The sequence below is a fragment of the Lacihabitans sp. CS3-21 genome, from assembly GCF_024343675.1.
In the GTDB taxonomy this organism is placed as follows: domain Bacteria; phylum Bacteroidota; class Bacteroidia; order Cytophagales; family Spirosomataceae; genus Leadbetterella.
Genome location: NZ_RJUD01000003.1, coordinates 200,150 through 223,149 on the forward strand (window position 1 = coordinate 200,150; position 23,000 = coordinate 223,149).

Genomic DNA, 23,000 nt, shown 5'->3' on the forward strand with positions numbered 1-23,000 from the left:
GCTACTCTAAAACTTCCTTCAAAACACCCATTGAACGAAGATTGCCGAAACCTTCCACATGAATTTTATAGTATTGGAGTATCAGCTCCAAGATCTTTATTCTAAGAGCCTTACTGATTTGTAAACTTGTACCAAAGTCCTGTTGAATCAGCTCTTTAATAAGTTTTTTCTCTTCAGAATTTACCGGTAGGGCGTGTTCGTTAAGTTGATTCACCACGTCATCTTCACTCTCTGGACCAAAACCCAGATAAAAACAATAATTAATCAAAAAATAAAGATGGAAATTCTCTATTTGTTCCTCATTTTGGTCTAAATATTTCAGGGAGTCCTCTAAGAAATTAAAAAGTGGGGTATTTTCAGAATGTTCTTTGAGACTGTTATTCAGGACTTCGTTTATGAAAATTGCCAAGCTTGATTTCTTGATGTCTACCGTTATAGTGTGATAGGGATACAAGCATTTTATTTCAGATATTCGATGGATTTCCTTTTTTGTGTCATGATAGACCACTAAGTCGAGCAATGTAAGTGGTTGGAATAAAGCAATTTTGTTTTTTCCTTTGGCACTTCTTACTCCATTTTCAATGTAGGTTTGAATTCCAAACGCTTCAGTATAGATTTTTACAATGATGGAAGTTTCTTTGTATTTAACAAAACTGATGACAATTCCCTTAGTTTTATGTAGCATGATACAACAAAAATAAGAAAATTAAAAGCCAAAGTGCATCCAGAAAGTGCCAATAAATATAAATGAGTTTGAAATTAAGCTGATTTGGGGGGTTAACACTGTACACAAATGAATCAACATAAGATTTGTTTCTAAAAACCTTAGCTACAGTGATGGAAAGAGCTACAATCCCGCCAAATGCATGCAAAATATGCAAACCGGAAAGTATGAATAAAAAAGAAGCTCCTGTATGATTGGCCATTGTAAAGCCTTTATTGGATAATTCCATCCACCCCGTAATTTGTAAAACTAAGAAGAGTAGCCCAAATAAGTAAGTAAACCCCAAATATCTTTTGAAAGCAACAAATTGCTGCTCAATTAACTCCTTTTTAGCTAAAAATATGGTTAAACTACTCAAAATAATTACTAATGAACTGGCCCAAAAAACTTTAGGTATGACCAAAGGAATATTTTGGTTAATCAATTCTTTTTTCAGAAAAATTAGGAAAACAGCTAAGAACAAAAGTGCACTACCAAAAATGGCCAAATATAGCATGAATGCAAATGGCTCTCTTCTTTTACTAAATTTGTTTTCGCTCATTTTTTGATTCTCGGCTTCCTTAGATATTCAATTTATTATCGACTTCTATAACAAAACAAAGGTTTTACATAAAAGTTTGATTCATTTGTATTTTAAAATTCTAGCAGAGGATAAGTCCATAAATCTTTATTTTCAAGCTTATTTCTTTCAATTTTATAAATACCTGCCATTCAAATACTGTTTTGTAATGTTTTTCTTCGACCTTTGCACCGAGAAAAATACAAGATGAAAACAAAAGGAAATCGTAAGTCGAAAATAAATATAGTTACACTAGGTTGTTCAAAAAACTTAGTGGATTCAGAGATATTATATACACAACTTAAAGGAAATGGCTTAACTGTAACCCACGAAGCAGAAAAGGACGATGCTCAAATAGTAGTTATCAATACTTGTGGATTTATAGACAATGCTAAGCAAGAAAGCATCGACACCATACTAAGATATGTAGAAGCCAAAGAGGCAGGTCATATTGAAAAAGTTATCGTTACGGGTTGTTTATCACACCGTTATAAAGACGAATTAGAAAAAGAAATTCCTTTGGTGGACTCTTGGTTTGGTACTAATGAACTTCCTCGCCTGCTAAAAACACTTAAGGCTGACTACAAGAAAGAACTAGTTGGTGAGAGGCTTTTAACTACGCCTGCTCATTATGCTTATCTTAAGATTGCAGAAGGCTGCGACAGACCCTGTAGCTTTTGTGCTATTCCGCTTATGCGAGGCAAACACGAGTCTCGCCCGATGGAAGAGCTATTGCTATCTGCCAAAAACTTGGCCGCAAAAGGTACAAAAGAAATCATCCTTATAGCTCAAGACCTCACTTATTATGGTTTAGATATTTATAAAAAACGAAATCTTGCCGAGTTTTTAGATAGATTGTCAGATGTTGAAGGTATCGATTGGATTCGTTTGCAATACGCCTATCCTTCAGGTTTTCCGATGGATATTTTGGATGTTATGGCCAGCAAGCCTAATATTTGTAAATATCTTGATATGCCTTTACAGCATGGTTCTTCAGAAATGTTGAAAATTATGCGAAGAGGTATTGATAGGCCTAAAACAGAGCAACTTTTGGCGGACATTAGAAGCAAAGTGCCCGATATAGCCATTCGGACAACGCTCATTGCTGGGCATCCGGGCGAAACAGAGGAAATGTTTGAAGAAATGCATGATTTCGTGAAATCTCAGCGATTTGATAGGCTTGGCGTTTTTCAATATTCACATGAAGACGATACCCATTCATATCAAATGAACGATGATATTCCAGCAGAAGAAAAGCAAGAAAGGGTAGATATAATCATGGAATTACAGCAAGGAATTTCTGAGGAACTCAATCAAAAGAAAGTAGGAAATACGTATAAAGTACTTTTTGATAGAAAAGAAAGCGGTTATTTCATAGGAAGAACCCAGTTTGATTCTCCTGAAGTTGACAACGAGGTTTTGGTTTCTGCTGACGAATATGTTCGACTTGGAGATTTTGCTGATGTTAAAATAACCAGTGCTGCCGAATTTGATTTATACGGAACACTCGTGAAATAGTAAATAAGGATTTTTCGCCTTAGTTTATCTCAAATACATTGGAAATCTGGTAAATCGAAGACCAATTGTGAAGTCCAATCTATTGAGATTAATCGGCGTTGCGAGTTTAATTTTTTCTACTTTGTTGTCAATGGTACTTATTTCTCCGTAATTATACCCTCCTTCAAGGCTTAGAACTATATCTCTACCAAATATGTCGTTACCCAAAAGGAAATCCAAACCTAGCGTGGCTGCAGCTCCATACGCTTGGCCCTTAAAATGAAATGCTGAGTTGTTGGTAAGGCCTTTATCTGAATATAAATGCATACCTGGACTCAAAGTTAATATTGCAAAAGTCTTATAGTCTATACTTTTTCTATACAAAAAAGTTGGTCCAACAAACTTATGTGAGATTTTGTTAGAAAGTTGCCCGCCCTTGATGGCTTCTTGAGAAAACAGGTCGGGATAATCCAAACTCGTACTTGAATTCCTCGCTTGATAATTGGTATAGGTAGCACCAATTCCAACATGATCTCCAAAGAAGTAGGCAGCATCTACGCCAAACATCCAACCTCTCAAAAGTTTTTCTTTGTATAGGCCATATGGTGAGGTGTCAGAGTTGGGGGCAATAATATTCCCCAAACCACCTTTAGCACCTATTCTATATTTTAGATAGTTTTTAAACTCAGAAACTGGTTCTGCATCTGCCAGAGGCGATACCTCAACTTTTTCTTTTTTTGACTCGGCTTTTTCTAGAGTCTTTTCAGTTTTTGAGTTTGCAATTGGCTTTTCGTCCGTTAGCGGTTCATTGGTTATATCTGTTTTCTTTTCAGTAGAAACGGCTGTTTTGGATTTGTCCAAACTGCTTTTTGTAGGCTCGGTTTCTGTTTTTTCAGAATTCTTTTTACTATCTGATTTGACTACTTCACTTTTCTTAGACTCAACTTTTTTTGTGTTTGAACTGTTGGGTTGTTTTTCTTCTGGAGTAGATGGTTTAAGTGGAACAGCTCTGTTTGACTGACCAGATTTGCTTTTTTCAATAAGTTTGTCGTTTTGCAAAACATCCGTTGGATAGTAGGCATATTTAAATGAAGATACCAAATTTTTAAATATCTCATTTCTAAGAACCTTATTTTTAGGGCCCAAATACGCATATACAAATCTAGTAGGAGTTTCATCTAGAATTTTACATCTAATTTCTTCCCCCGCTTGAGTAACAATCAAATCTTTTTGTGCGAAGGTTTTGGTACCTAAAAGTGTAAAGCACAAAACAGCAATAACCTTAAATAAAAGTTTGGTCATTTTAATGTATAATAAATTTAATAATACTAAACTCTTGAGCATCGAAATGCAAAAATAATCAAAAACTATCTAATACTTTGAGAAAGTACATAACTGTACCTCTAAATACGTTTCTTGAAATTTATAAATTACAATAATCGTACCGAAATCTTTCGTGAACAATAAACGTTAAAAAACTCACATAATTTTGAATAAACACTTTGTTTTATATATCAATTCCTAAAGTTTGAGCTTGATTATTTTAAAAAATCTTGAGAATTTATTGTGTACCTATAGATTATTAACTTACCGTTAACTAATTTTTTTTATTCAAAATTTGACTTTTAAAAATTTAATGTTTTATATTTCGGAAAAATAATTCTTCAATTTAAAAAAACACCTATTGTACAATATGATATAAAACTCTACGTTAACTAATCTGAAAATACATAATGGAAAAAATCCTAGTTAACGAAAGTGAGCTTATATCAGCGTACATACGTGGAGATGAAAAGGCATTCGCCACGCTTGTTAATCGATACAAGTCCAAAGTTTATACTACTATTTACCTTGTTGTGAAAGACAGTTATGTCGCTGAAGACCTAACGCAAGATACCTTTATTAAGGCCATAAGGACCTTAAAAGAAGGCAGGTACAACGAAGAAGGCAAGTTTCTGCCATGGATTCTTCGCATAGCCCACAATTTGGCCATTGACTATTTTCGTAGGGCAAAACGTTATCCTAACGTAGTTTTTGAGGATGGAAGTAGTGTGTTCAACTCTCTCAATTTCGCTGAAGATTCTATTGAGTCAGCTCAAATCAAGAAAGAATCTCACGAACATCTGAGAAGTATGATCAAGAAGTTGCCGGAGCAACAACGCGAAGTTTTGGTTATGAGGCATTACGAAGACCTCAGTTTCCAAGAAATAGCCGAAGCTACGGGCGTGAGTATCAATACTGCATTGGGCCGTATGCGTTATGCTCTTATCAATCTGAGAAAATTGATGAGTAAAACAAAATATGCCTATGACACAAACCTGTACATCAACGCAGAATGAGATTGTTCGTTACATTTATAACGAAACCTCGAGTTCTGAAAATGTTATCATTGAGACCTCTTTAATTTATGACAATGATTTGTTGGAGTTCTACCTCGACTGTATCGAGATAAAAGAAGAAATGAACCAGATAAATCTAAGTCCGAGAGAATCGACGATACAAAACATCTTGAATTTTTCTAAAAGCTTTAGACCTGCGATTTAATCGCAGGTTTTTTTTTTAGAAAAGTAGTTGTTTTCTCGCCATATTCCATCTAAGTCCAAAGGAAAAAATACTTTCGGTTTCGTCTTTAAAGTAAGAATCTTTGCGTCTTTGGTACATAAGGTCAATAAACAAATTATGTTTAATCATCAAAGAGGCTACCATTTCGGTGTTTTTGATACGGTTTTCGAAGCCTTGCCCTATGTAATTGTTATAATCAGATATTCTTCCAATGCGATTATTGAGTTTAATATTACCTCCGTAATTGCTGCTGTCTTTGTCTTCGCCTTTTAATGCATTCATGGCTACAAATGACAATAATACCTTGGGGTGTGGTTGATATTTTACAGAAACGATATTTTCCTTAAAATTTGCTCCCAAAGGATGAGCCATTGGGAGGTTATAATTTACATAATTGGTGTAATCCGTAAAATGTGAGTACATAAATGGCCTGGCTCTATTCAGTTCGTATTGCAGATCAAGATTTTTGATTTTAAATACATCAAAATACTTAACTCCAAGCTGCCAAGCGTATTTTTTTGACCACCAACCTTCTTTTTTAAACTCTTTTGTATTGTATTCGTCTAGGAAATATTGGCCATAAGCGGTAAATGTTTTGAGAATATTTAGCTTAAAATCTGCTCCGACCATGGCATTGTCAGAACTTCCTAAATATCCTTCCACAAATCTGTAAAAAATAACAGGATTGAGGTAATTCAATTCAAAACCTGTTTTGCGGCTTCCATACATTACGCTCTCAAACAATCCTACGTTTAGGGTTTTGGTGAGGTTGATATTTAAGTGATGAAACGCCATGTATTTTGGGGCGTTGGTGATTTGACTAAAAGGCGGATTTACTACTTGCATATTGGTCATTTGACCTAGAATAGACAAATATTGTAATCTCCCAATTCTCAAGTCTGTTTTAAGTTGTAAATAGGGGGCACTAAAATCACTCAATACCATTGATCTGATACCTGAGCCAATAAAGTTTTTATCATGCCCAAATGTCATTGTAAGACTTTTTATTGGCTTAAATGCAAAATAGCCTAAAGCAGAGAAATAGTCGCCTTGAAGTAAATCATAATTATCATTTTTTATTTTTACCAATGATTGGTATGGATATCCTTGATAGGTTTTGTAAAAATTCACCAAAAAATTGCTACTAGAACTTTGATTATCGGTTAGCATGGTGTAAAAGCCCAGCTTTTTGTTAATATTTCCTCTAATTTCTACTCCACGCGTATTGGTAAATGTAGATTTTGATTTCAAATTGCCATGTGCGGAGTTATTTCCAAGGAGCACATTTAAAATAGGCGAAACATGAATGTCAAAATCATCAGTTTGGACAAAATAAAAGTCAGATTTGTTTTTATATATATGCTTTAAAATCGGCTTTTTGCTTATGTTATTGATTATTTGGTTTTTATGAATAAACTCCCAGTTGTCTATTTGTAAATATTCAATATTACGTTTGTCTGTCTTAGAGAGTTTTAAGAATGTCGAAGAATCAATAGTTGCTAGAAAATCTCCGATTTGTTCTCTACTAAAAGGCTTAATATTTGTATGAAATGAATTGGAAAGCGTCCCTGACTTTACTTCAAGCCTTTCTAAAAACCCATCAGGCATTTGAGAAATAGGACTATTGGCACTTTGAGAAAAGCCGAAATTTAGCTTTGTTAGAAAAAACAGGAAAAATAATTTTCGACGCATGTGCTATTAAATAAAAGGAAGAAAGCTGCGAAAATAATTAATAATTAGCACTAATAAGCAGATTAATTGATAATTTTGGAACAAAGCAATGATGCATTAAGTTTTCAAAATAACGAAAACCAATTGAATGAAGACATTTGAGATTCCGCAAATCTATAGAAGTACCATAATATCTGGCATAAAAGAAAAACGCAGGGTAAAAGACAAGTTAAAAAAGGATTTTAGTCCTACCATATTAGATTTTGAGCATGTTAAGATTTTATTAGCTAGGCATTTTGGTTTTTGTTACGGAGTAGAAAATGCAGTGGAGATTGCCTACAGTGTTTTAAACGAAAACGAAGGCAAACGGATATTTTTGTTGAGTGAAATGATCCATAATCCAGAGGTTAATGCCGATTTATTGTCTCGTGGTGTAAAATTTCTGATGGATACCAAAGGCAACAAACTGGATGCGTTTTATGATTTAAAACCGAGTGATATCGTTATTGTGCCAGCTTTTGGAACTACTTTAGAACTGCAAAATGAATTATCTGCTTTGGGTATTGATTCTTATAAATATGACACCACTTGTCCGTTTGTTGAGAAGGTTTGGAACCGTGCCCAGCAAATTGGTGAGCGGGGTTTTAGTGTTATTGTTCATGGAAAGCCCAATCATGAAGAAACAAGAGCAACATTTTCACACAGTCAAGAGAACTCTCCTACCATAGTTATAAAAGACATGTTGGAAGCCATTCTTTTGGCTGCTTATATCAGAAAAGAGAAATCTTCAGAAGAGTTCTATCAGGAGTTTTCCGGCAGATTTTCGAAGGGATTTGATCCTGAGAAGGATTTAGAAAGATTTGGAGTGGTGAATCAAACCACCATGTTGGCCACAGAAACACAAGATATAGCAAATTTTCTAAAGGACGAGTTGATAAAGTCCAAGAATCTTTCTGAATTAGAAATACCAGCATATTTTGCTAGCACTAGAGATACGCTTTGTTATGCCACCAACGATAACCAGGATGCCACATATGCTTTAATGAATGAAAAGGCCGATATGGCCATCGTTGTCGGTGGGTATAATAGCTCTAATACCACACACCTCGTTGAATTATTAGAAACTGCTATGCCGACATTTTTTATTCAGACAGAATTAAACCTAATTTCAGCTAATCGGGTATCTCATTTTGATATTCATTCTCATGTGGAGAAAGAGACCTTTGGAATTTTTGACTTCAACAGAAAGCCTACTATTGTACTTACTTGTGGAGCATCTTGCCCAGATGCTGTTGTGGAGTCAGTACTAAAAAAAATTGTTGGATTTTTTGAAGAAGAGGTGGATTTTGAAAATTTAGTTAATCGGGTTTAGGATTTATAAAATCCTAAAATTGATATTATTTATTCCTTTTTTTAAAAGAATTGAAATAATCCGACGTTACAGTAAGGTAAAAACACATTACCCATGAAGATGCTTGAGTATATAAAAATGATCTTAGATAAAGTTAGTTTTGATTCAAAGTTATTCGAAAAAGAGTTAAAGAAAGGCTTAAAAGAATTGCAGCCGGTAGATATGAAAGAATTGAGAAACTGGTGTTATGAAAAATTCGGAAAGATTTATCAAACCTTACTGAATAAGGTATTTAGGAGAGTAAAGCTTGCATAAAAAACAAAAAATGTCGTTTCACTGTGAAACGACATTTTTTTATCTATTGAATAAAAGCCTTTTACCAGATTTATTGTCATTGAACTTGCCTTCATCATAAAGTAATTCACCAGATACAAAAGTCTTATTAATGCTTGCACCAAAAGTTTTACCTTCAAATGGCGACCAGCCAACTTTATATAAAATATTGTCCTTAGAAACTGTGTAGGGTTTATTCAAATCGACCAAAACCAAATCTGCCCAATAACCTTCTCTAATGTATCCTCTACGGTCTATTCTGAAACATTCTGCTGGAGCATGACACATTTTTTCAATGATTTTTTCAAGACTAATTTTACCTTTCTCATAGAAATCGAGCATAACTTGAAGACTATTTTGAATCAAAGGCAATCCAGATGGAGCGTTCCAATAGTTGCTGTCTTTTTCTTCTAAGGTATGAGGAGCATGATCAGTTGCTATAATGTCAAGTTTATCACTCAAAAGCCCTTCCATTAGTTTGTCCCTGTGATTGTGCTTAATAGCTGGGTTACATTTTATTTTTGTTCCAAGCGTTTTGTAGTCTTCAGCGTCAAAATACAAATGATGAACGCAAACTTCCGAGGTAATTTTCTTTTCTGAGAGTGGAATAGTATTGTCGAATAATTCAAGTTCTTCGCCTGTTGAGATATGCAAAATGTGAAGTCTTGTGCCATGTTTCTTGGCCAAACCAGCGGCCATAGAGCTAGAAATATAACAAGCCTTTTCGTTTCGAATAATTGCATGAATATCATAAGGAATCTCGCTATTGGCATACTTTTCTTTATAAAATTCAAGATTTGCTCTTACTGTACCTTCATCTTCACAATGGGTGGCTATAAGCCCAGAGAAATTGCTGAAGATATTCTCCAGCGTTTTTTCATTGTCCACCAACATATTACCAGTAGAACTACCCATAAAGAGTTTAAGACCGCAAATTTTGCTTAAATCGGTTTTCATAGCTTCGTCGTAGTTATCGTTGGATCCACCCATAAAAAATGAGTAATTTGTCCAGCTAGATTTCGCTGCTATTTTATATTTATCTTCTAGAAGTTCTTGTGTCAAGGCATTAGGTACTGTGTTAGGCATTTCCATAAAACTGGTTGTACCTCCTGCTAAAGCAGCTTTAGATTCGGTTTCGATATTTGCCTTATGTGTAAGTCCAGGCTCACGAAAATGCACTTGGTCGTCTATGACTCCTGGCATAAGGTACAAACCTTGAGCATCAAAGATATATTGAGCGGTTAAATGACTAAGATTTTTATCAATTCTGTATATTTTTCCATCTTTTATGAGGATATCTAGCTCTTGTATCTTTCCTTCATTTATTACCTTAGCGTTCAATATTAGCGAAGTAGACATATTTTAATAATTATGATATTTTTTTTAATTCAGTTTTTGCTGCATTTATAACCCATTCGTATTCGGCTATTTTTAAACATTCTTTATAAAATGCAATAGCCTTGGTTATTTCTTTTTGTTTTACAAATATACGAGCCATTCCTAAATATGCCATTCCATGATATTCTTTCGTGTACCTATCATCATGTGGAATTTTTAATGCTTTGGCATAATTTATAAATGCACTTTGAAGATTTTTCCCAGTGTGTTCTTCTGCGTAGGCCTCAAATACTAAGTTGGACAATTGGCTTACTTTATCTTTACGTGATTTTAGTTGATCATTGAGTTTTAAAGCTTCTTCATATTCATTATTTAGTAATAGACTCTCAATGTGTTTTATTTTAAATATGTAATTGTTGGGATATTTGGAATTTAAAATATTGGAATAAGCCAAAGATTTCTTAAAATTGGATTCGTATTTGATATTGATATTAACCAAATATAATGCAGCTTCAGTTCTACTAAAGATGGATTTTTTGAATGAGTTTTCTAATTCCTGCAGTCCAAGTTTTTTGTTTCCATCCTCAAAAAACATCATAATTGGTTTCACCATTGGGTGTGATTCAGGATATTGAACTCTATAAAAATTATAAAGACCAGAGGCAAAAAGAAATTCTGGGTTCTCATTTTTGTATTTTTTCCCTTCATTAAAGAAATTGTGAGCTTTTTTTGCCTCGCTTGCCGCTTCAAAGTATTCTTTTTGATAATTTTTTGACAGAGCTATAAATCCGTGTGCTGCAAGGAGAAAAAAAGTAGCTTCTTTTTTATATTTGGGGATATTATAGATACTTTTTGAGGCTAATATACATTTATTAAGTTCAGAGATGTATTTTTTTAGTACTTCTGGATTTTTATCTATTGGTACATTCTCCCATTGAAGTTCAATGGCATTTAACAAGAATTTTACTGGATGTTGTGGATAGGCAATTTTTACTGAATTTAAAACCTCGTTTGCTTGATCAAACTGTTGATTGTAAAGAAAGTCTAATCCTTTGATAGTGATATCTTTGTTTTTTTCGTCTTCTAAAAACTGGGCATTAGTTTGAAGTTGAAAGACGGTAATAATAAAAAGTATGATTTTGGATTTCATAAAAATAAAAAACCCTTTCACTGGTTGCAGAGAAAGGGTTTAAAATGGTAGTAATATAATATTATAAGCTAGTGCTTAGGAAGTTCATAACTTCTTTATAGTTTTTCATGTCAACACCACTTTTCTCAAGAGCAGCACCTACAGTTTTAGAAGTACAAACGATATCAAATGTAAGGTCACCATTTGGCTTATATGAAGTTGAACCGTTTGTGCCAAATAGTTGAGATTGCATTCTGTAGAATAATTCTACTTGACCAGTTTTGTACCCATAATCAAGACGCTCAACAGAATTGTCAAAATCTTTGGTATAAAGAATTGGAAGAGCTTTAAGCGTTTCTCCATTTTTAACAAATACCATGACAAATTTGTCAGTTGATACCAAAGCATTCGCTATTGCTACACCACCCCATTTGCTAGATACCCCATTGCCAACACCTGTAACGTCAACTTCTTTCCAATCAGTAGCTTTCACGGTAGCTTGGAAACTCTGAACGTTGGCATTTCCGTTAGTTCCGTTTGTACCATTTACACCATCTTTACCATTGGTTCCATTGGTTCCATTTGTACCATTAGTTCCCGCAACGCCTTGAGGTCCAGCTGGTCCGATTGGTCCTTGAATACCTTGATCACCTTTACAAGACCAGAATGAAACAGTTGTAGCTAGTGCAAAAATTGATAGTAGCTTTACTAATTTGTTCATAATTTTAAGAATTAAGATTTATTTGACTTCGAGATTTTTAGCAATATTATTGAAAATTGAACAACTTTGCAAGACAATTCAAATGAATATTTATTTTACGGTAATATTTTTTCAAATAACATAATTAAAAACAAAATGGATAAACTGGATTGCCTAAATCAAGTGGCTGATTTTCATACAACATTTCATCATCCTATAGAAAAAGCCCCTGTAATTCCTGCTCAGAAACGTTGCGAGCTAAGGGTTGAGTTGATTTCAGAAGAGCTTAAGGAACTGGCTGAAGCTATTCAAAATAATGATATTGTAGAAGTTGCAGATGCTCTTTGCGATATCCAATATGTCTTGTCTGGGGCAGTATTAGAGTTTGGGCTTGGGGATAAATTCAAAGAATTGTTTGATGAAGTTCAAAGATCCAACATGAGTAAAGCTTGTGCAAATTTAGAGGAGGCTGAGGCAACGGTTGAACATTATTCAAAAAAAGGATTTGAATGTTATTACAAACAAGATGGGCTCAGGTATTTAGTTTACAGAACTGCAGATAATAAGACACTAAAAAATATAAACTATTCACCAGCAGACCTAAAATCTATTCTAGGGAAATGATGAATCAGCTAAAAGAAAATCTCATTTCTCGTTTTTTTAGGTATGTAAAAATTGACACACAATCTAATCCAGAAAGTTCGTTGTCGCCATCAACTGAAAAACAGAAGAATTTGGGGAAGAAATTAGTTCAAGAGTTGAAAAGTTTGGGTATTGAGAATGCCGAAATGGACGAGTTTTGTGTTGTTTATGCCGCTTTAGCTGGTAATTCTGAGAAAGCGGATATTCCAAAAATCATGTTTTGCTCACACATAGATACCTCACCGGATTGTTCCGGTGCGTTTGTAATGCCAATAATCCATAAAAATTATCAAGGTCAAGATTTGGTTCTGCCAGATGATAATTCCCAGATTATCAGAATGTCTGAACATCCCGATTTAAAGCATCAGTTAGGAAATGATATCATTACAGCGTCGGGAACCACACTTTTGGGTGCAGATAACAAAGCTGGCTTGGCGGCAATTATGACGGCCCTTGAATATTTGACAAAAAAACCTGAAATCAAACATGGAGATATTAAAATCCTTTTTACACCAGATGAAGAAGTAGGAAGAGGAACTGAAAATGTAGATTTAAAACGCCTAAACGCTGATTTTGGATATACTATAGATGGTGAAACTTTAGGGTCTATTGAAAATGAAACATTTTCAGCTGATGGTGTCGAGATAAAAATATATGGTGTGAGTGCTCACCCTGGTTTTGCGAAAGGTAAAATGGAGAATGCATTGAAGATAGGTGCCGATATCATTGCAGCTTTGCCTAAAGAAATACTTTCTCCAGAAACTACGGAAGGTAGAAATGGCTTCATTCATCCGACTGATATACAAGGTAATGTGGAGTTTTGTAAGTTGAGCTTTATCATAAGAGATTTTGATGAATCTGGACTTGTTGAGAAAGAAAAAGTACTCAAAGAAACAGTTGGGAATGTGCTCAAGGCATATAAAAATTCGAGCTTTGAATTTGTTTTAAAAGAGCAATATCGAAATATGAAATCAGTGCTTGATAATTTCCCACAAGTGACTGGAAATGCTATTGAGGCGATAAAACGAGCGGGAATTGAGCCTAAATTGCAGAGCATAAGAGGAGGAACAGACGGTTCTAGGCTGTCGTTTATGGGTTTACCTTGTCCGAATATATTTGCCGGAGAGCATGCATTTCATTCAAAATTAGAGTGGGTTTCAGTGCAAGACATGCTCAAAGCGGCCGAAGTTATTGTAAATTTGGCCATAATTTATGAAGAAAAGGCATGACGGAGATTCAAAAAAACATTACTAAGCTTCACGAATGTATTCCAGCTGGTGTTAAACTGGTGGCGGTTTCGAAGTTTAAACCCAAAGAGTTACTATTGGAAGCCTATGAAATCGGTTTTCGGGCATTTGGAGAAAACTATGTGCAAGAGTTGGTAGACAAATATGAAGCTCTACCAAAGGATATTGAGTGGCATTTTATTGGTCATTTACAAACCAATAAAGTAAAATATATTGCACCTTTTGTAAGTTTAATTCACTCAGTAGATAGTTTTAAGCTTTTGAAAGAAATAGACAAGCAATCGTCTAAAAATGGGCGGGTAATTGATTGTTTATTACAGATTTACATTGCCAAAGAAGATTCCAAATCAGGAATGGACAAAACAGAATATTTGCAAATGATAGACTCAGAGGAGTTTAAATTGCTCAAAAATATCAAAGTAAAAGGATTGATGGGGATGAGTACTTTTACCGATAATATGGATTTGGTTAGAGAAGAATTTCGAAGTTTGAAGGAGCTTTTTGAACAAACTCGAAGCTTTCATGCTTCTAATTTTTCATTAGAAGAAATTTCGATGGGGATGAGTGGTGACTGGCCATTGGCTGTGGAAGAAGGCAGCACGATGATAAGAGTTGGCAGTTCTATTTTTGGCAGTCGAAGCTAATTAATTTGGTAATGTGATAATTTGACAATGTGATAAATTGAAAATTACGTCATTGGGTTTAATTTAAAGATTCTATCAAAATATTAAAAAAAAAAATTAATTTATGAATAAGTTTTTTCTTCTTTCGGGTTCGGTTTTGGGTCTTTTAGGTGTTGCCATTGGTGCTTTTGGTGCTCATGCTTTGAAAGGAATGTTAGAAGCGGCCGGCCGAGCTGATACTTTTGAAACTGGGGTACGTTATATGTTTTATCATGCCATAGCCTTGGTACTTGTAGGGATTTTGAGCAAAGAATTTCCTGGGAATACTATCTACTGGAGCGGAAATGCTTTCATTTTGGGTACATTTATTTTTTCAGGAAGTTTGTTTTTAATTTGTTTCACAGGAATTAATGTATTCGGAGCGGTAGCTCCAATTGGTGGCACCATGCTAATCATAGGTTGGGCTTTGTTGTTTTGGAGTGTTTTCAAAGGTTGAGATTACAATCCCTGCATGGTCACCAATTTGCGATAATACCCATTTTCTTCCTCAAAAAGACTTTGATGGGTGCCTTCCTCTACCACTTTTCCGTTTTGGATAACATAGATTTTATCAGCATTTTGAATGGTGCTGAGCCTATGAGCGATGACTAGTGAAGTACGATTTTTCATTAAGTTTGCCAAAGCATCTTGTACAAGTTTTTCTGATTCTGAATCAAGAGCCGAGGTAGCTTCATCCAAAATTAGAATCGGTGGATTTTGCAAAATGGCTCTGGCTATAGAAAGTCGTTGTTTCTGTCCTCCGGAAAGCTTTGTACCTCGGTCACCAATGTTGGTTTCGTATCCTTCGGGTTGATTTACAATAAATTCGTGTGCGTTTGCAATTTTTGCAGCGTTCTGTATTTCCTCCAAACTCGCAATTCTCCCAAAAGCTATGTTATTTAAAATAGAATCATTGTAAAGCATAGGTTCTTGTGTAACCACCCCAATATGTTCTCTAAGACTTTTTTGACTAATATTTTTGATATTTTGGGTGTCGATCAAAATCTCACCTTTTTGCACATCATAAAACCTAATTAGTAAGTCGGCTATGGTAGATTTTCCTCCACCTGAAGCCCCAACCAGTGCTATTGTTTCCCCTTTTTTGATTTCCAGACTAATATTTTTCAGAATTTCTTTGTCTTCAATGTATGAAAATCCAACATTTCGGAATTCTATTTTTGAGTCAAAATTTTTCAAAGTAATGGCATTTTCGTCATCCACTATATCTGCCTTTTGGTCAATCAATTCCATTACCCTTTGGCCTGAAGCCAAGCCTCTTTGAGCGGTGCTTATGGCTTGGGAAATTTCTTTGGCAGGTCTAATGACTTGAGAAAATATGGCAATGTAGGATATAAAAGTAGAGGCAGTGAGAGATCCAGTACCCTCCAAAATCAGGCTTCCACCAAAATAAAGTAAAGAAGCCACCATACTGATACCAATGAATTCTGAGAAAGGATTGGCCATTTCTCTTTTAGATGCATAAGCAAACATGGACTTTCGGTAGGCTGTGTTTTGGTCAAAAAACCGTTTAGAAATAAATCCTTCGGCCAGAAAAGCCTTCACTACCCTCATGCTACCAAATCCTTCATCCATTATACTGATGAGATTGCTCAGGCGTTGTTGACTATCGCCAGCATTGTGTCTCATTCTTTTTAGAACTATTCCGAGAAAAGCCCCAGTAACTGGAATTACTATTAAAGAAAACAGCGTAAGTTTCCAAGAAATGTAGAAAAGTGCCACCAAATAGGCCGCCAGTAAAATAAATTCTTTTATGGCCGCGGAAAACGAATTGGCTATAGAATTCTCAACTTCCTGTACATCAGTAGTTATTCTTGAGATGAGTTCACCTTTTTTTTCATTGGAATAAAAACTCAAATGCAAGTGTAAAGTATGCTCAAAAACCGCCTGACGAAGATTAGCAACCATGTTGGTTTTAAACCTTTCTAGCAATCTCAAACTAAAATATCTTGAAACATTGGCCACAAAACTAACTCCTAGAATGGTAAAACAGACAAATTTTAAACCGCCGAGTTTGCCATCAGAAAGTATAGCTTCAGCAAAATATTTCTGATACCAGTCTAATATTTGATAGGTTTCTGGGTTTTTATTGGCCATTTCCACAATGAGGCCATCTGCCACCTGGCCAAATAGTACATCCAGCAAGGGTTTTAGTAAAACCAAGTTTAAAACACCGAAAACTCCCGCGATTAGAGAAGTAAATACAAAAGGAACCACGAAACTTCTAAGGCTACCTGCGTATTTTAATATTTTGAAATATATTTTCATTGTTGGCAAAATTAGAAAAGGAATTTTGGATAAACCTTATTTTTTTGATTTAGGTTTGTATGAAACACGGATTCAATGAATTTCGTGCTTCGAATGGAATTATGTTAGAACACAGATATTATGGATTGGATACGGATTTGTTTTTTATTTATAATCTTATTTTTAAGTGGATGTAAATCTGAAAATACGCCTAAATATTTAGGTCGAGCAGTATATTATTGGAAAACAACTTTTGAGTTAAGTCAAAATGAAAAGTCTTTTTTGCTTGAAAACAAAATCGAAAAAATTTATTTGAGATTTTTCGATGTCGATATGCTTCAAAATGAGGCCATTCCGAAAGGAATAGTGTCTGTAAAATCAGAGGTAAATCAAGAAATCGTACCTACGGTTTTTATAACCAATCGTGTTTTTGAGAGGTTGAATTATGACCAAATAGAAGTTTTATCAGTTAAAGTCTTGGGCCAAATTAATAAAGTATTAAGCACGCACAAAGAAATTCAGTTCGATTGCGACTGGACCTTAACTACAAAAAACAAGTATTTTTTCTTTGTAGAAAAAATCAAGGAGAAATCGCCAAAAAATCTTAGGTTTTCTGCTACCATACGTTTACATCAAATCAAATTTTATGAAAAAACTGGTATTCCACCTGTTGATGAAGGCGTTTTGATGCTCTATAATACAGGAGATTGGCGAAAGTTGGCCAAGGAAAATTCACTTTTTAATGCTCAGACAACCATGAATTATTTAGATAACCTCTCAAAATATCCATTGGAATTGAATTTTGCTTTTCCGTTTTTTCAGCAAGTTTTGGCTTATCGAAATGGGATTTTCTATACTTTTATAAAAAATTGTACATCTGGTGATATTGAAGCCAATACGGCTTTCGAAAAAATAGAAACAAAAAATCAATTTTTGTGCAAAGATGACGTTCAGTTCAAAAATATTTCTTTTAGGAAAAATGACATTCTCAAATTTGAAAACTCAGATTTTGAGCAAATAAATAAAACCAAAAACAAAATTTTACAAAAGATAATAGCCCCAAAAACTACATTAATTCTTTACCATTTAGATGAAAAAAACCTTTTTAACTTCAGTCAAAGTCAGATTTCAACGTTTTTCTCCCAAAACTAAGACTTTTATAAAGCTATGTGCAGTGATGGCCATTGTGGCTTGTGGCCCTAGCCCGATGGATTATGCCGAGTATTACTCGCTTTTTTATCCAGAAAATGCCAACACGCCGCCTGCCACAAAACCCTATTATTTTTCAACGAGTTTCCTGAATGAGGAGCCATATTTTTATGAGGAAACTCCCACTCCCAAAGCTGAAACCGTTGAAGAGACTGAAAACATAAACGCTTGGGAAACTTATTTGAAATCAAAGGTGTCACGAGAAGTCATAAAATCATCGCTATATGGTGAGTCCAAATTGAGTCTGTTGGCGTCCAAAGTATCTACATTTGATAAAGCAGCCAGTTTATATCTTGTTTTTGCTCAAGAAGCCGAGAGAGCCGCACCACACAAAACCAATTATTGGGACGAAAATCCAGCGATTGATTCACTCAAAATTGAATCTTTAATAGAAATGGCTGACTTAGGTTTTCAAAATGCAAGCAATGATTTCTTGAAAGAGAGGTATCTTTTTCAAAAAATAAAATTGAGTGGAGAAATCGGTCAATATGATAAGTTAATAGATGATTTTGCTGCCAAATCGTCTCTAATAAAAAGGAAATCCTTCATTTCAAACTGGTCAAAAAGTCGTGCGGCTGGAGCTACAATGGCTCTTGGAGATACTACCAATGCAGTTTTTATGTTTTCACAGATTTTCAATGATTGTCCATCTAGACGTTCGCAGGCAGATTTGAGTGTGAGACGATTAGACTCAAAGTTTTTTGAGGAAGCCTTAGAATTAGCGACAAAAAACAATGAAAAGGCCAACGTTTTGGCTTTGCAGGGTATTCAGCCTTTGCAGGATGGGCTGGGCATTGTTGAAAAAATATATGACTTGAGTCCCAAACATCCACTTTTGGAGTTAGTTTTTGCGAGAGAAATCAATAAAAACGAAATGGCTTTTTTTGCAGATAAAAACAGTACGGTATACGGAAACTTCGACAATTATTATGATGAAAACTATAAGATTGACCAATCCAAAATTGATGATCAAAGAAAAAATGGAGAAACTTACCTTGAAAAGCTTTTGAGTTTTTCTGAGAAATTGAGTTCTGATGGAAAAGTTGAAAATCCGCAATTTTGGAACTTGTCTTCAGCCTATTTTTTGTACCTAAAAAATGAAAATGGAAGAGCAATGGAGCTTTTGAATGGTATAAAAGTTGATGGAAATCCGAAATTAAAAAAACAAGTAGAATTCTTGGCATTTGAGTTAATGGATAAAGCACCTTCAGATCAAACTGAGCAAAAAATGCTCAATACAGTTGCTTCTTTTGCAGATATTAAGGAGTTTCGAGACAACAATTTGCTTTTGAAAATGAGTGAAACATTGGCAAATTATTACCTAAACAAGAAGGAAGATAAGAAAAATGGTTGGTTTTGGTCATGTTCAGATGATTCAGATGACGTTCAAGGTAATTTTGTAAAGGCATTTTTGGCCCATAGTATTGCGGCGGGTTCTGATTATGGGACTGGTTATCAAATTGGTACAACCCACAATGCTTTGATAGATACTTGCTCTATTGATTTTTTGGAAAAATTGATTGCATTTTCGCAAAATAAAGATTTGAATATCAATGATAAAAAGCTTGTAGAACTTTCTAATCTTGAATTCGATTATATGAATTTGGCTTTGGCTAGAAGACAAGTTTTAGCGTCGGAATTTGAAGCTGCCTCCGAAACTCTTAAATTAATTCCAGTTCAGACATTGTCAGCAAATGGATTTGATGAAAATTTTGCAAGCGAGGCCAAAGATATTAATTTGGGTAAATCAGCAGTGAAAGAAACGCCATTGATTTTTGTGAAGAAACTTGCTGACTTAAAAGCAAAAACCAGCCAAAAAGATGCATCTGCTGCTGATTGGTATGCGTACGGAAAAGGTCTTTATAATCTTAGTTACTACGGACAGGCTTGGATATTGACGCAAAGAGGCAAAAGCACCTCGGATTTGGAGTATCAAGATGAAATAAAAACCGATTATTATCTAACCGAAAACGCTAGAAAGGCCTTTGAAATGGCACTTTCTCTAAAATCGGATAAGGAACTAGCCGCCAAAATCTGTTATGCTGGTGCTCTTTGTGAACGTAATCAATATTTGGTGAAATATTATTCAGAAAAACCAGATGATTATAATCAGATGGATGCTTATTTGGCCAAAATGAATAAGAATGAACTGCCGAAATACAGGACTTTCTTTACCAAACTTTGGAAGAATTACCAAGATACCCAATACCAAAAGATGGTCTTGAAAGAATGTGAAACGTACGCCAATTTTGTAAAATAAGCTATGCTCTATTTAGTTCTAAGTATTTTATTTTCAGTTCTTTTGTTGGTAAACTTTAGGATTTTCCCAAAGTTCAATATAAGTACTTTTCAGGCCATTGCTTTCAATTACCCGGTTTGTTTTATTACAGGATTGTTACTCATGCCTGATGGTCAAAGTTTCCGTTTAGATTTATCACAAAATTGGACTTGGTATAGCCTCGCATTAGGCGTTGGGTTTATTATAACGTTTATTTTGAGTGGCTTGGCTACTCAAAAAATCGGCATGACCATTACATCTATGGCCAATAATGTTTCTTTGGTTATTCCAGTTTTGTTCAGTTTATTGGTTTTTGGGAGTGGAGGCAAGGCTTTTGACTGGATAAATTACCTTGGACTATTGTTGGCAGTGGTTTCGGTTGCTATAGCTACTTTTAAATCGGAATCTAGTATAAAGGCCAAATTCTGGCTACAAGGGGGATTGGCTTTGGCGGTGTTTTTGATGTATGGCATTACCAACACGGCTATAAACTATCTGAATATCACCTACATAGCCGATGCAAGCAAGGTAGTTCCAGTAACTTTGGTTATGGTACTGGGAGCAGCGATTTCAGGAGTTATTTTATTGATTATCAAGATTTTAAATGGTTCAGAAAAGCTGGAGTTAAAGAATATTTTGGCTGCATTTACCTTAGGTGTTCCCAATTTTTTATCTTTTTACTTTTTGATTCTGACCCTCGGATATTTCGGTAATAGTGGAGCATTTGTGTATCCTATCTACAACATGGGCGTTATTTTGGTTTCTGCATTTATTGCCATTTTGTTTTTTAGGGAAAAAGTCTCAATTCTTAACAAACTAGGACTTTTCTTAGCCGTTATCGCCATTCTGATGATTTCTTGGCAAGAAATTTTTGGGAAATAGGGCAAATCTCACTTGGTTATTTTGTGAAACTTAGTATCTTTTTTGTGGCCTTTGAGTAATAGCTTTCTTCTATTTTCTTTCCAAATTCGTCTTTTTTTTCTATCTTTGCATCCTTTTTGATTTTTCGAAAAGACTGATAATAAAATATTTATATAAAAAGAGGGATAAGTTATATGTCGAATATAGTTGCAATAGTAGGTAGGCCAAATGTGGGTAAATCTACTTTATTTAACAGACTGATAGAGGAAAGGGTAGCTATTACTGACAACCAATCTGGTGTTACACGTGATAGACATTATGGGAATGCATTTTGGTTAAAAAAGAATTTTACGGTAATTGACACAGGAGGGTATGTAGTTGGATCGGACGATACTTTCGAAGAAGCCATCAGGAGTCAGGTGGAATTGGCTTTAGAAGAAGCTACTGTGATACTTTTTGTGGTAGATACCAAGCAAGGATTGACAGAATTGGACGAAGAATTCGCAAATGTTTTGCGTAGATCCAAAAAACCAATTTTTGTAGTAGCCAATAAGGCTGAAACATTTGAAAGAGCCAATTTGGTGGCTTCAGAGTTTTATGGAATGGGTCTTTCAAGCGAAGTTTACCCAATTTCAGCCGCTGACGGTTCGGGAACTGGAGAATTGCTGGATGAAGTTGTGAAGCACCTAGAATTTGACCAAGAAGAAAATCCAAACGAAGGAATACCAAGAATTTCGATTTTAGGTCGTCCGAATGTGGGGAAATCGTCGTTTTTGAATGCACTTTTAGGTAAAGAAAGAAGTATAGTTACAGACATTGCAGGTACAACAAGAGACGCGATAGATACGCACTACAAGATGTTTGGAAAGGACTTTATCTTGACGGACACAGCAGGAATAAGGAAAAAAGCCAAAGTCAACGAGGACATTGAGTTTTATTCGGTTTTGAGGTCTATCAAGGCTCTAGATAATTCTGATGTGTGTATTGTTCTTCTGGATGCCACACTCGGTCTGGAATCACAGGATGTAAGTATCATAGCACAAGCTCACAATGCCAAAAAAGGCATAGTAATCATGGTAAACAAGTGGGATGCCTTGGAGAAAGACTCCAAAACTGCCGATACCATGAAAAAGGATATTTTGGAAAGATTGGCTCCTATGAATTATATGCCTATCATTTTTGCATCGGCTTTGGAAAAACAACGAATTTTCCAAGTGATAGAAAAGGCCATGGAAGTGTATGATGTAAGAAAATCTCAAATTTCGACCTCGAAATTGAATGATGTTCTTCTACCGATTATAGAGAATTATCCGCCACCATCTATGAAAGGCAAAATGGTTAGAATCAAGTATATCGTTCAGGTGCCTACACCTTCTCCGACTTTTGTGTTCTTCTGTAATTTGCCCCAGTATGTGATGGAGTCTTACCAAAGATTTTTGCAGAACAAAATCAGAGAACACTTTGGTTTTGAAGGTGTGGTGATTACGACGTTTTTCCGGAAAAAATAAGTTGATTAAATCGATTTGCGATTGATTCGATTTACGATTTTTTTGATTTACTCGAGTTTCGATTGATTAAATATTGCTTATCGTTTATGATTGAAATAGTATGAATGCCGAAATATTTAAAGCTAGAACTAAAAAGCTTGCTCTCGAGTGTGGAAAGTTTGTGGATGATTTGCCACAAAAGCCGAGTATAAGGATTTATGGCAATCAACTAATTCGGTCTTCGTCTTCAGTAGGTGCAAATTATAGAGCAGCTTGTAGAGCTAAATCCACTGCGGATATGATAAACAAATTGAAAATAGTAGAAGAAGAGGGAGATGAAACAATCTATTGGTTGGAATTGATTGAGGAGTCTTTAAGTTTGAATTCTGAAAAGCTTACTTGGCTCAAGAAAGAAACCAATGAGATAGTATCAATGGTTGTTTCATCAATCAATACTCTAAGAAAGAAGCAAACACCTAAATAAA

At 34.9% G+C, this 23,000-nt stretch carries 22 protein-coding genes; 14 read left to right on the forward strand and 8 right to left on the reverse strand.

Translation table 11 applies throughout. The annotated features are described in order from the left end of the window. Position 1: 1 nt before the first annotated feature. Positions 2 to 685 carry a DNA repair protein RecO gene (recO, locus tag EGI24_RS03395; RefSeq protein WP_255046896.1) on the reverse strand — a complete coding sequence of 228 codons (684 nt, stop codon included), beginning with the start codon at positions 683 to 685 and terminating at the stop codon, positions 2 to 4. Continuing rightward, positions 675 to 1,265 carry a cytochrome c oxidase subunit 3 gene (locus EGI24_RS03400; RefSeq protein ID WP_255046897.1) on the reverse strand — a complete coding sequence of 197 codons (591 nt, stop codon included), beginning with the start codon at positions 1,263 to 1,265 and terminating at the stop codon, positions 675 to 677. Before EGI24_RS03400 ends, recO begins: the two co-directional genes overlap by 11 nt. A 225-nt stretch (positions 1,266 to 1,490) precedes the next feature. On the opposite strand from EGI24_RS03400, the gene rimO reads away from it, so the two are divergent. Then, a complete protein-coding gene (gene rimO, locus EGI24_RS03405; protein WP_255046898.1) occupies positions 1,491 to 2,801 on the forward strand; it encodes a 30S ribosomal protein S12 methylthiotransferase RimO in 1,311 nt (436 codons plus the stop codon). A 24-nt stretch (positions 2,802 to 2,825) separates the two neighbouring features. Here the strand turns inward: rimO and EGI24_RS03410 are convergent, their stop codons facing one another. Next, on the reverse strand, positions 2,826 to 4,082 hold the full coding sequence (locus EGI24_RS03410; protein ID WP_255046899.1) for a hypothetical protein: 1,257 nt from the start codon (positions 4,080 to 4,082) through the stop codon (positions 2,826 to 2,828). A gap of 431 nt (positions 4,083 to 4,513) precedes the next feature. Between EGI24_RS03410 and EGI24_RS03415 the strand changes: the two genes are divergently transcribed. Together EGI24_RS03415 and EGI24_RS03420 are read left to right on the forward strand one after the other, a co-directional pair. Next, entirely contained in the window at positions 4,514 to 5,119 is a 606-nt protein-coding gene (locus tag EGI24_RS03415; protein WP_255046900.1) for an RNA polymerase sigma factor, read from the forward strand. Beyond that, positions 5,088 to 5,324, forward strand: a complete 237-nt coding sequence (locus EGI24_RS03420) for a hypothetical protein (protein ID WP_255035665.1) — start codon at positions 5,088 to 5,090, stop codon at positions 5,322 to 5,324. Before EGI24_RS03415 ends, EGI24_RS03420 begins: the two co-directional genes overlap by 32 nt. A 15-nt stretch (positions 5,325 to 5,339) precedes the next feature. On the opposite strand, the gene EGI24_RS03425 is transcribed toward EGI24_RS03420, so the two are convergent. Further along, a complete protein-coding gene (locus EGI24_RS03425; protein WP_255046901.1) occupies positions 5,340 to 7,034 on the reverse strand; it encodes a capsule assembly Wzi family protein in 1,695 nt (564 codons plus the stop codon). Positions 7,035 to 7,161: 127 nt separating this feature from the next. On the opposite strand from EGI24_RS03425, the gene EGI24_RS03430 reads away from it, so the two are divergent. Further along, the gene (locus EGI24_RS03430; RefSeq protein ID WP_255046903.1) at positions 7,162 to 8,385 is read left to right on the forward strand and encodes a 4-hydroxy-3-methylbut-2-enyl diphosphate reductase; all 1,224 of its coding nucleotides are present in this window, start codon (positions 7,162 to 7,164) and stop codon (positions 8,383 to 8,385) included. Between the two features lie 93 nt (positions 8,386 to 8,478). Continuing rightward, positions 8,479 to 8,679, forward strand: coding sequence for a hypothetical protein (locus tag EGI24_RS03435; RefSeq protein ID WP_310586070.1), 201 nt, complete (start codon positions 8,479 to 8,481; stop codon positions 8,677 to 8,679). A 39-nt stretch (positions 8,680 to 8,718) separates the two neighbouring features. On the opposite strand, the gene EGI24_RS03440 is transcribed toward EGI24_RS03435, so the two are convergent. From EGI24_RS03440 to EGI24_RS03450, 3 genes are all read right to left on the reverse strand, one after another. Beyond that, entirely contained in the window at positions 8,719 to 10,056 is a 1,338-nt protein-coding gene (locus tag EGI24_RS03440) for a dihydroorotase (RefSeq protein WP_255046904.1), read from the reverse strand. Positions 10,057 to 10,066: 10 nt separating this feature from the next. Beyond that, positions 10,067 to 11,185 (reverse strand): ABC transporter substrate-binding protein, encoded by a 1,119-nt coding sequence (locus EGI24_RS03445; protein WP_255046906.1) that lies wholly within the window; start codon positions 11,183 to 11,185, stop codon positions 10,067 to 10,069. Between the two features lie 61 nt (positions 11,186 to 11,246). Next, positions 11,247 to 11,885, reverse strand: a complete 639-nt coding sequence (locus EGI24_RS03450) for a hypothetical protein (RefSeq protein ID WP_255046907.1) — start codon at positions 11,883 to 11,885, stop codon at positions 11,247 to 11,249. Between the two features lie 135 nt (positions 11,886 to 12,020). On the opposite strand from EGI24_RS03450, the gene EGI24_RS03455 reads away from it, so the two are divergent. The 4 genes from EGI24_RS03455 (at position 12,021) to EGI24_RS03470 (ending at position 14,872) form a co-directional block, all read left to right on the forward strand. Continuing rightward, positions 12,021 to 12,488, forward strand: a complete 468-nt coding sequence (locus EGI24_RS03455) for a nucleoside triphosphate pyrophosphohydrolase family protein (RefSeq protein WP_255046908.1) — start codon at positions 12,021 to 12,023, stop codon at positions 12,486 to 12,488. Beyond that, positions 12,488 to 13,735 (forward strand): peptidase T, encoded by a 1,248-nt coding sequence (pepT, locus tag EGI24_RS03460; RefSeq protein ID WP_255046954.1) that lies wholly within the window; start codon positions 12,488 to 12,490, stop codon positions 13,733 to 13,735. Before EGI24_RS03455 ends, pepT begins: the two co-directional genes overlap by 1 nt. After that, complete coding sequence (locus tag EGI24_RS03465; RefSeq protein WP_255046910.1) at positions 13,732 to 14,397, forward strand: YggS family pyridoxal phosphate-dependent enzyme; 666 nt, start codon at positions 13,732 to 13,734, stop codon at positions 14,395 to 14,397. Before pepT ends, EGI24_RS03465 begins: the two co-directional genes overlap by 4 nt. A 103-nt stretch (positions 14,398 to 14,500) precedes the next feature. Continuing rightward, positions 14,501 to 14,872 carry a DUF423 domain-containing protein gene (locus EGI24_RS03470; protein WP_255046911.1) on the forward strand — a complete coding sequence of 124 codons (372 nt, stop codon included), beginning with the start codon at positions 14,501 to 14,503 and terminating at the stop codon, positions 14,870 to 14,872. 2 nt (positions 14,873 to 14,874) lie between these two features. Here EGI24_RS03470 and EGI24_RS03475 read toward each other — a convergent pair whose 3' ends face one another. After that, positions 14,875 to 16,701 carry an ABC transporter ATP-binding protein gene (locus EGI24_RS03475; RefSeq protein ID WP_255046912.1) on the reverse strand — a complete coding sequence of 609 codons (1,827 nt, stop codon included), beginning with the start codon at positions 16,699 to 16,701 and terminating at the stop codon, positions 14,875 to 14,877. A 291-nt stretch (positions 16,702 to 16,992) separates the two neighbouring features. On the opposite strand from EGI24_RS03475, the gene EGI24_RS03480 reads away from it, so the two are divergent. From EGI24_RS03480 to EGI24_RS03500, 5 genes are all read left to right on the forward strand, one after another. Next, positions 16,993 to 17,832 (forward strand): hypothetical protein, encoded by an 840-nt coding sequence (locus EGI24_RS03480; protein WP_255046913.1) that lies wholly within the window; start codon positions 16,993 to 16,995, stop codon positions 17,830 to 17,832. Continuing rightward, positions 17,771 to 20,149: a hypothetical protein gene (locus EGI24_RS03485; protein WP_255046914.1), complete on the forward strand. Its 2,379-nt coding sequence runs from the start codon at positions 17,771 to 17,773 to the stop codon at positions 20,147 to 20,149. Before EGI24_RS03480 ends, EGI24_RS03485 begins: the two co-directional genes overlap by 62 nt. Positions 20,150 to 20,152: 3 nt before the next feature. Further along, positions 20,153 to 21,049, forward strand: coding sequence for a DMT family transporter (locus EGI24_RS03490; protein ID WP_255046915.1), 897 nt, complete (start codon positions 20,153 to 20,155; stop codon positions 21,047 to 21,049). Positions 21,050 to 21,222: 173 nt separating this feature from the next. After that, the gene (der, locus tag EGI24_RS03495) at positions 21,223 to 22,536 is read left to right on the forward strand and encodes a ribosome biogenesis GTPase Der (protein WP_255046918.1); all 1,314 of its coding nucleotides are present in this window, start codon (positions 21,223 to 21,225) and stop codon (positions 22,534 to 22,536) included. A gap of 100 nt (positions 22,537 to 22,636) precedes the next feature. Next, complete coding sequence (locus EGI24_RS03500) at positions 22,637 to 22,999, forward strand: four helix bundle protein (RefSeq protein WP_255046919.1); 363 nt, start codon at positions 22,637 to 22,639, stop codon at positions 22,997 to 22,999. Position 23,000 lies beyond the last annotated feature (1 nt).

Coding starts and splice junctions, on each gene's coding strand:
- recO (WP_255046896.1), bottom strand. CDS start 685: ATGCTACATAAAACTAAGGGAATTGTCATCAGTTTTGTTAAATACAAA.
- EGI24_RS03400 (WP_255046897.1), bottom strand. CDS start 1,265: ATGAGCGAAAACAAATTTAGTAAAAGAAGAGAGCCATTTGCATTCATG.
- rimO (WP_255046898.1), top strand. CDS start 1,491: ATGAAAACAAAAGGAAATCGTAAGTCGAAAATAAATATAGTTACACTA.
- EGI24_RS03410 (WP_255046899.1), bottom strand. CDS start 4,082: ATGACCAAACTTTTATTTAAGGTTATTGCTGTTTTGTGCTTTACACTT.
- EGI24_RS03415 (WP_255046900.1), top strand. CDS start 4,514: ATGGAAAAAATCCTAGTTAACGAAAGTGAGCTTATATCAGCGTACATA.
- EGI24_RS03420 (WP_255035665.1), top strand. CDS start 5,088: ATGACACAAACCTGTACATCAACGCAGAATGAGATTGTTCGTTACATT.
- EGI24_RS03425 (WP_255046901.1), bottom strand. CDS start 7,034: ATGCGTCGAAAATTATTTTTCCTGTTTTTTCTAACAAAGCTAAATTTC.
- EGI24_RS03430 (WP_255046903.1), top strand. CDS start 7,162: ATGAAGACATTTGAGATTCCGCAAATCTATAGAAGTACCATAATATCT.
- EGI24_RS03435 (WP_310586070.1), top strand. CDS start 8,479: ATGAAGATGCTTGAGTATATAAAAATGATCTTAGATAAAGTTAGTTTT.
- EGI24_RS03440 (WP_255046904.1), bottom strand. CDS start 10,056: ATGTCTACTTCGCTAATATTGAACGCTAAGGTAATAAATGAAGGAAAG.
- EGI24_RS03445 (WP_255046906.1), bottom strand. CDS start 11,185: ATGAAATCCAAAATCATACTTTTTATTATTACCGTCTTTCAACTTCAA.
- EGI24_RS03450 (WP_255046907.1), bottom strand. CDS start 11,885: ATGAACAAATTAGTAAAGCTACTATCAATTTTTGCACTAGCTACAACT.
- EGI24_RS03455 (WP_255046908.1), top strand. CDS start 12,021: ATGGATAAACTGGATTGCCTAAATCAAGTGGCTGATTTTCATACAACA.
- pepT (WP_255046954.1), top strand. CDS start 12,488: ATGAATCAGCTAAAAGAAAATCTCATTTCTCGTTTTTTTAGGTATGTA.
- EGI24_RS03465 (WP_255046910.1), top strand. CDS start 13,732: ATGACGGAGATTCAAAAAAACATTACTAAGCTTCACGAATGTATTCCA.
- EGI24_RS03470 (WP_255046911.1), top strand. CDS start 14,501: ATGAATAAGTTTTTTCTTCTTTCGGGTTCGGTTTTGGGTCTTTTAGGT.
- EGI24_RS03475 (WP_255046912.1), bottom strand. CDS start 16,701: ATGAAAATATATTTCAAAATATTAAAATACGCAGGTAGCCTTAGAAGT.
- EGI24_RS03485 (WP_255046914.1), top strand. CDS start 17,771: ATGAAAAAAACCTTTTTAACTTCAGTCAAAGTCAGATTTCAACGTTTT.
- EGI24_RS03490 (WP_255046915.1), top strand. CDS start 20,153: ATGCTCTATTTAGTTCTAAGTATTTTATTTTCAGTTCTTTTGTTGGTA.
- der (WP_255046918.1), top strand. CDS start 21,223: ATGTCGAATATAGTTGCAATAGTAGGTAGGCCAAATGTGGGTAAATCT.
- EGI24_RS03500 (WP_255046919.1), top strand. CDS start 22,637: ATGAATGCCGAAATATTTAAAGCTAGAACTAAAAAGCTTGCTCTCGAG.